Origin of the sequence: Lishizhenia sp. (assembly GCF_033720595.1) — a bacterium.
Taxonomy (GTDB): domain Bacteria; phylum Bacteroidota; class Bacteroidia; order Flavobacteriales_D; family Crocinitomicaceae; genus Lishizhenia.
The window spans coordinates 1-1,967 of the sequence record NZ_JAWWCF010000307.1 but is presented as its reverse complement, the minus strand read 5'-3'; the positions used below and the strand labels follow the sequence as shown (position 1 = coordinate 1,967).

The 1,967-nt window shown below is 36.7% G+C and carries 2 protein-coding genes; one reads left to right on the top strand and one right to left on the bottom strand.

What is annotated here, in order from left to right:
• Window positions 1-17: 17 nt before the first annotated feature.
• Entirely contained in the window at window positions 18-809 is a 792-nt protein-coding gene (locus tag R3333_RS14320; RefSeq protein WP_318959448.1) for a hypothetical protein, read from the bottom strand.
• Between the two features lie 325 nt (window positions 810-1,134).
• Between R3333_RS14320 and rocD the strand changes: the two genes are divergently transcribed.
• Window positions 1,135-1,967 (top strand): ornithine--oxo-acid transaminase (gene rocD / locus R3333_RS14315; RefSeq protein WP_318959447.1); only part of this gene is annotated, 833 nt, incomplete at its 3' end.

Genomic DNA, 1,967 nt, shown 5'->3' with positions numbered 1-1,967 from the left:
CTTTAAACCTTCTATCATTATTGTTGGAAAACTTTTTCAGTTGTACCATCAGCATATGTTTTAATGACCATTCCTTTGTAGAATTCATCCACAGGCTGACCCAATAAATTGGTACGTGCAATTAAATTTTGTTGCGTTTGATTTTTTACTGTTATGATTCCGAATTCATGGTAACTTCCATCGAAATCAGTTTGAGAAAGCTGGTAGTAAACCGTTTCACTATTTAACTCAGTATCTGTATAGCTATAGCTTAATTCCTCGTCAGAGTTTCCCGCTCCCGCAATATTAGCAATGGTAATCCAGTTAACCCCGTCAGTAGACTTTTTTAAAGTAAAGTAATCGTTGTCTTTTTCGGCAGCTGTTACCCAATTAAGTTCTACAGTATTGTTGGTGGTATTGATCTCTGCATTGAAATCAGTAAGTGCAACGAAAAGAACACCTATATACTCACCTCCACCGTTGTATAAACAACCTACAGAACCGCCACTTCCACCATTGCCTCCATTGTTATTATTGTTATTACTGTTTCCATTAGGATTTGCAGGATCGTATAAATAATAATTAGAAAACTCTAGGGCATTTGATGCGCAGTTTACACCACTATTACCTGGGGTGTTGCAAAGTAAAGTTGAGTCACCGCCATACACAGATAAAATAGTGTCAAGGTTCATATTCAAAACTAATACTTCAGAACAATTACTAGATCCGTTACAGGTGTTGTTCGCTCCATCGGTAATAGTACCGGGGCACGAGCTCTGTGCAGCTAGTAAGTTGGGTAAGAATATTAATATAAATATTAGTCTTTTCATTTACTGTTGTTTAGCATTTTTAAATGCTCTGTGCGCATTGTAAAATACATGTCAAAATTAATACCTGTATTGTGATGTATACATAGTATTTTGACGAATGACTAGAATTTCTAGATGAATGAAAGGTTAACCGGAATTACTGATTTTTGGTCTCGATGAATGTAGATGAATAGACGATAAATGGAAAAGGACTCTTATCCGTTAACATTTAGAGAAGCCAAAAAAAATGATTACTTTTGAATTCCCGATTTTCTGAGTAAAATAGGGAGGTTTAGGAATTTTTTCTTCCTTACTTTATGAGGAAGAAGATTAAAAAGAAATAGAAATGAACACAACAATGGAGAAGTTAACATCAGAGGAATTAATCCAATTAGAAGACAAACACGGAGCGCATAACTACCACCCACTACCAGTAGTTTTGGCAAAAGGAGAAGGAGTTTACGTTTGGGATGTAGAAGGAAAAAAATACTTTGATTTCTTATCTGCTTATTCTGCAGTTAACCAAGGTCACTGTCACCCAAAGATTGTAAAGGCGATGACAGATCAGGCGCAAACATTAGCGTTAACGTCAAGAGCATTTTATAACGACGCCTTAGGTCCATTTGAAAAATATGTTACTGAGTACTTTGGTTTTGACAAAGTATTGCCAATGAACTCTGGTGCAGAGGCTGTGGAGACGGCGATTAAGATTACTAGAAAGTGGGCTTATGAGAAAAAAGGTATCGCTGAGAATGAAGCAAAAATCATTGTTTGTGAAAACAACTTCCACGGAAGAACTACAACTATTATTTCTTTTTCAAACGATCCAGTAGCGAGTGACAATTTTGGTCCTTACACACCAGGTTTCATTCGTATTCCTTACGATGATGTTGAAGCATTAGAAGCTGCATTAAAGGAGCCAAATGTTGCAGGACTTTTAGTGGAGCCTATTCAAGGTGAGGCTGGGGTTTATGTTCCATCTGAAGGTTATCTAACAAAAGCAAGAGAACTTTGTAAAGAAAACAATGCTTTGTTCATCGCTGATGAAGTACAGACAGGTATTGCTCGTACAGGAAGTTTATTAGAGGTTTGTGGAGATTGTACTTGTGGATCTACATGTGAAAAGCAAGCTACTTACAACGAGCCAGATATCTTAATTTTAGGTAAAGCAATTTCAGG

Coding starts and splice junctions, on each gene's coding strand:
- R3333_RS14320 (WP_318959448.1), bottom strand. CDS start 809: ATGAAAAGACTAATATTTATATTAATATTCTTACCCAACTTACTAGCT.